The sequence below is a fragment of the uncultured Frigoribacterium sp. genome, assembly GCF_963515265.1.
In the GTDB taxonomy this organism is placed as follows: Bacteria; Actinomycetota; Actinomycetes; order Actinomycetales; family Microbacteriaceae; genus Frigoribacterium.
The window spans coordinates 1-4,172 of sequence record NZ_CAUPYL010000214.1 but is presented as its reverse complement, the minus strand read 5'-3'; the positions used below and the strand labels follow the sequence as shown (position 1 = coordinate 4,172).

Below are 4,172 nucleotides of genomic sequence, written 5' to 3'. Positions count from 1 at the left end.
GCCGCCAGCCGTGACTGCGCGACCTCGAGGGCGCCGCGGAGCTGGCCGAGCACGAGGTCGTGCCGGGAGATGAGCGCGCTCTGGGCGGCGATCTCGTCGTCGAGCGCCTCGAGCACGGCCCGGGAGGCGACCGTGGCGGCTCGCGCCTCGGCGAGGGCCTGCTCGCCCTCGGCCACGCCTCCCTGGAGCCTCTCGGCCTCGTCACGCGCGTCGGCGACCATGCCGGCGCTCACGGTGCTGGGCAGCTCGGGCTGGTCGGACTGCTCGGCGAGCAGCTGGAGGCGCTGCCGCGCGAGGCTCGACGTGCCGCGGAGCCGCTCCTCGACCGACTCGAGGCCGAAGGCGACCCGGCGCGCCTCGTCGACGGCGTCGCCGACCATCTGCTGCTCGAGCCGCTGCTCACGCGCCTTCGCCTGGTCGAGCTGCTCCTGCAGCACGTTCCGCTCGCTGCGGCGCTCGGCCTCGCTGCTCGACCGGCGTGCGACCACGGCGCGCAGCGCCACGACCTCGTCGGCGAGGAGGCGCGCCTTCGCGTCGCGGACGACCGCGGCGATCGTCTGGGCCTCGCGCGCGACCTCGGCCTGACGGCCGAGGGGCTTGAGCTGGCGACGGATCTCGCCGGCGAGGTCGCTCAGCCGGGTCAGGTTCGCCTGCATCGCGTCGAGCTTGCGGAGCGTCTTCTCCTTGCGGCGCCGGTGCTTGAGGATGCCCGCCGCCTCCTCGACGAAGCCACGCCGCTCCTCCGGAGTGGCCCGCAGCACGGCGTCGAGCTGCCCCTGGCCGACGATCACGTGCATCTCGCGGCCGAGGCCGGAGTCGCTCAGCAGCTCTTGCACGTCGAGCAGACGGCAGCCCTCGCCGTTGATCGCGTACTCGCTGCCTCCGTTGCGGAAGAGGGTGCGGCTGATCGTGACCTCGGCGTAGTCGATCGGCAGGGCGCCGTCGGAGTTGTCGATGGTCAGCACGACCTGCGCCCGGCCGAGCGGCCCCCGGGTCGACGTGCCGGCGAAGATGACGTCTGCCATGGTGCCGCCGCGCAGCGACTTGACGCCCTGCTCGCCCATCACCCAGGCGAGCGCGTCGACGACGTTGCTCTTGCCCGAGCCGTTGGGGCCGACGACGCAGGTGACGCCGGGCTCGAACGCGAACGTCGTGGGCGAGGCGAACGACTTGAAGCCCTTGAGGGTGAGGCTCTTCAGGTGCACGTGCCCCTCCTCCCCTGCTCCAGGTGACGTGTCGACACGGTCTGCGGCGTCCCTCCGAGGATAGGCGAGGGCTGGCCTCGGCCCCGGGAGGCGCGGGCAGGGCCGCGCAGGCCCGCGCGGCTTCCGCCCGACGTGCGCGAGTGCGCGCGGCTCAGGCCGTGCGGACCCTCTGGCAGCGGGGGCAGAGGTGGCTCGAGCGGTTCATGAACGCCTCACGCACGATCGCGGTGCCGCAGCGCGGGCACGGCCGCCCCTGCTGTCCGTAGGCGGCGAGGCTGTGGCTGAAGTACCCGGACTGGCCGTTCACGTTCACGTACTGCGCGTCGAAGCTCGTGCCGCCCTCGCCGAGGGCCTTGAGCAGCACGGCCCGGACCTCGGACAGCAGGAGGCGCGCCCTGGCCCGCGAGAGCGCCTCCGTCGGCTGCTCGGGGTGCACGCGTGCCGCCCAGAGGCTCTCGTCGGCGTAGATGTTGCCCACGCCGCTGAGCAGGCCCTGGTCGAGCAGCGCGCGCTTCACCCCCGTGCGGCGGGCCAGGAGGCGCGTGACGACGGCGGCCTCGTCGAAGGCCGGGTCGAGGGGGTCGCGGGCGATGTGCGCGACCTGCTGCGGCACCCGCAGCGCCCACGCGGGAGCGGCAGGGGCAGGGGCCGAGGCTGAGGCCGACGGGGCCGCAGCGGCGGCGCGTACCTCGCCGTCGGCTGCCGCCTCCGGAGACCCGAGCAGGTGCGCCCCCGCGTAGCCGGCCGCACGGCCGTCGGGCGTGGGGACCGTCTCGTCGAGGGCCATCGACCCGAAGATCCGCTGGTCGACGAACGCGAGCCGCACGGCGCCGAGGCGCGGGCTGTCGACGTCGAGCCGGATCCGCATCAGCCGGTCGGCAGGCTGGTCGGAGCTGCGGAGCAGCACCTGGCCGCTCATGCCGAGGTGCGCGACGAGGGCGAGGGGGTGGTCGTGCCGCTCGGCCGGCTCGAACGGGAACCAGAGGAACTTGCCGCGGCGGACGGCCGAGTCGAGGGTGCCGCCGACGAGGCGGTCGACGAAGTCGACCGACGGGCCCCGGTGTCGCTTGAGCGAGCGCTCGTCGAGCACGGTGACGCCCGTGACGACGGAGCCGGCCACGACGGGCGCGAGGCCCGCACGGACGACCTCGACCTCGGGGAGCTCGGGCACGGGCTAGCGGTCGGTGCTCGAGAGCCGCGTCCAGGCCTCGAGCGCCGCGGCCATCTCGGCCTGCTTCTTGCTGCTGCCGGTGCCGTGGGCGACGTCGTCCGGCGAGTCGCCGAGCCGCACGGCGGCGTGGAACCGTTTGTCGTGGTCGGGCCCGCTGTCGGTCACGTGGTACGACGGCATCCCGCGGCCACGGGCGGCGCTCAGCTCTTGCAGGCTCGTCTTCGGGTCCATCGCGGCGCCGAAGCGCGCGGGGTCGACGAGGAGCGGTGCGACCAGTCGCAGCACGAAGGCGGTCGCGGCCTCTCCCCCCGCGTCGAGGTAGGTCGCGCCGATGATGGCCTCGACCGTGTCGGCGAGGATGGACGGCTTGTCGCGCCCGCCGGTCAGCTCTTCGCCGCGGCCGAGGCGCAGGTGCGCGCCGAGCCCGATGTTGCGGGCGACCTCGGCGAGGGCGACCGTGCTCACGAGGCTCGCGCGGCGCTTGGCCAGCTCGCCCTCGTCGAGGTCGGGGTTCTCGGTGAAGAGCATGACCGTCACGGCCTGCCCGAGGATCGAGTCGCCGAGGAACTCGAGCCGCTCGTTGTTGGCGATGCCGCCGTGCTCGTAGGCGTACGACCGGTGCGTGAGAGCGAGCTCGATCAGGTCGGGGCGCACCTCGATGCCGAGCTGCACCAACAGATCAGCCCGGTCGGCACGGGGGCTCGACACGGGCTGATCGGGGTGTGACGGTGTCACGGGTGACGTGGTCACGGGAGACGGGTTCAGACGTCGGCGACCTTGCGGCCCTTGTACTCCATGTACAGGGCGGTGCCGGCGCTGTCCTCGACGACCTTGGCACGGTGCGGGAGGCTGTAGGTGACCTTGCCGTTCTCGATGGTCTTCACCAGCTGGACGGGAGTGGCCTTCCACTGCGACCGACGTGCGTGGGTGTTCGAGCGTGACTGCTTCCTCTTGGGAACGGCCATGAGGTTCTCTTCTCTGTTGCGGCCCCCGCGGGGGCCTGGGTCTGACGTGGGTGGGTGACGCGGGTGGTCTCAGGCAGACGTGTCGGGCTTCGACTCGTTGTCGGTGACTGCCCTGCCAACTGGTTCTTGGAGGACCGGTGCCTGTTCAGCCTGGAACCCTGCGAGGGCCGACCACCGGGGATCGACGCCTTCACGGGGCTGGTAGTCGGGGATGTCCTCGACTCGTTCGCCCGTCACCGGGTCGAGTCCAGGGCAGTCCGGGCGACAGACCGGCTGGAAGGGCAGTGACAGGACCACTGCGTCTCTGACGACAGGTTCAAGATCGACGTGGTCTTCGTGAACCTGGTAGTCAAAAGCTTCGTCGACATCGTACGCGAAAAGCTCGGCGATATCGACTTCGACAGGCTCGGCGATCGGCTTGAGGCAGCGGCTGCACTCGCCGGTCGCGGTGCCGGTGACGGTCGCGGACACGAGGATGCCGTCGTGCAGGCCCTCGAGCCGCACGTCGAGGTCGAGCACGGCACCCGCCTGCACGGCGACCTGGCCCTCGCCCAGTCGCTCGGGCACCACGACCTCGATCGCGTGCTCGCGCATCTCGCCCGCTCGGTGCAGGAGGTCGTAGACCGACAGCGTCCAGGGGGTCTTGGTGTAGTGAGGCACGAGGGAAGACTCTACGCGCCCACGCCCGATCTCGCCTCCGACGGCCTCACGAGCGAGCGCGGGGCCAGGGTCGCCGCCACGCGGCGGCCGGGGGACGAGGAGGCGCGGAGGGCCCGCAGCACCCGTCGCGCGTCGTCCGCGACCGCGACCCCCGCGGGGTCGCCGCCGAAC

The 4,172-nt window shown here is 72.6% G+C and carries 5 protein-coding genes; all 5 read right to left on the bottom strand.

Annotated features, from left to right (window positions below):
- Nucleotides 1-1,205 (bottom strand): AAA family ATPase (locus tag RWM17_RS12795; RefSeq protein WP_314104233.1); only part of this gene is annotated, 1,205 nt, incomplete at its 3' end.
- Between the two features lie 151 nt (nt 1,206-1,356).
- Nucleotides 1,357-2,376, bottom strand: a complete 1,020-nt coding sequence (locus tag RWM17_RS12790) for an Fpg/Nei family DNA glycosylase (RefSeq protein ID WP_314104231.1) — start codon at nt 2,374-2,376, stop codon at nt 1,357-1,359.
- A gap of 3 nt (nt 2,377-2,379) precedes the next feature.
- The gene (rnc, locus tag RWM17_RS12785; protein WP_314104229.1) at nt 2,380-3,084 is read right to left on the bottom strand and encodes a ribonuclease III; all 705 of its coding nucleotides are present in this window, start codon (nt 3,082-3,084) and stop codon (nt 2,380-2,382) included.
- Between the two features lie 53 nt (nt 3,085-3,137).
- The gene (gene rpmF, locus RWM17_RS12780) at nt 3,138-3,341 is read right to left on the bottom strand and encodes a 50S ribosomal protein L32 (protein WP_043593937.1); all 204 of its coding nucleotides are present in this window, start codon (nt 3,339-3,341) and stop codon (nt 3,138-3,140) included.
- A gap of 69 nt (nt 3,342-3,410) precedes the next feature.
- On the bottom strand, nt 3,411-3,935 hold the full coding sequence (locus RWM17_RS12775) for a DUF177 domain-containing protein (RefSeq protein WP_314104222.1): 525 nt from the start codon (nt 3,933-3,935) through the stop codon (nt 3,411-3,413).
- Between the last annotated feature and the right edge of the window lie 237 nt (nt 3,936-4,172).

Bases quoted from the DNA above. Each gene is read 5' to 3' on its own strand.
- rpmF (WP_043593937.1), bottom strand. From the start codon at position 3,341: ATGGCCGTTCCCAAGAGGAAGCAGTCACGCTCGAACACCCACGCACGT.
- RWM17_RS12775 (WP_314104222.1), bottom strand. From the start codon at position 3,935: ATGCGCGAGCACGCGATCGAGGTCGTGGTGCCCGAGCGACTGGGCGAG.